Source organism: Frankia gtarii (assembly GCF_025403375.1).
Classification (GTDB): Bacteria; Actinomycetota; Actinomycetes; order Frankiales; family Frankiaceae; genus Frankia; species Frankia gtarii.
Window position 1 is genome coordinate 1 of sequence record NZ_JAMPTM010000589.1, and the last position, 723, is coordinate 723.

Here is a 723-nt window from a genome sequence, read left to right on the forward strand (position 1 = left end):
TGCGGCGATGCCGCGGGGCCGGTCGTGGCCGGTGGCGGGCCGCCCGCAGGTGACGGTGCGTTTCGGGCGGCCGTTGCGGGCGGCGCCGGGTGAGGATGTGCGCACGTTCACCGCGCGGCTGGCCGCGGAGGTCGACCGGTTGTGCGCCGAGGATGCGACGAACTGGTGGGATGCCACCCGTGCCGCGCTCGCCGAGCAGCCCCCCGACTCCCCCGATGCGCCCGATGCGCCCGATGCGCCCGATGCGACACCGCGCCAGCCGACTGCCGCCGACCGTGACGGCGCCGACACCTGCTCCCCCGACGGGCTGTCCACCGGCGGGTCCGCGACCTCGGCGGTCGTCGGCGAGGCGCATGCCCTTGGCCGGCACCATCCCCGCGCCGCGGTGCGGCCCGGCGCCGGGCCGGTGTCGATCTCCGCGCGGCTGCGCGGCGCCCCGGACACCCCGACGGCGCGCTGGCGGCGGATCTGGGCGGCTACCGAACCGTTGCCGCGCAGCACCTCCCGCTCTCCCTGGCGCCGCTGAGCGCCGCCGTCGCACGTCCGGCCGTCGCCACGGCGGCCGGATGCGGGTCGATCTCGATCCGCATCCGGCCTGGGCGGTCAACGACGCCGGTCAGATCGTGGGCGCGGCGATCCATCCGGTCGAGTCGTTCGTGCAGGCCGCCCTGGTGCGGTTTCGCCGCGTACGACCGTCCCGGACGGGGCGGGTCAGTCGCCGGC

General features: G+C 77.6%; 1 pseudogene. It reads left to right on the top strand.

Features of this window, described 5'->3' with window-relative positions:
• Positions 1-526 (top strand): annotated as a pseudogene (locus tag NBZ83_RS32445) (lysophospholipid acyltransferase family protein); the annotation flags it as partial.
• Positions 527-723 lie beyond the last annotated feature (197 nt).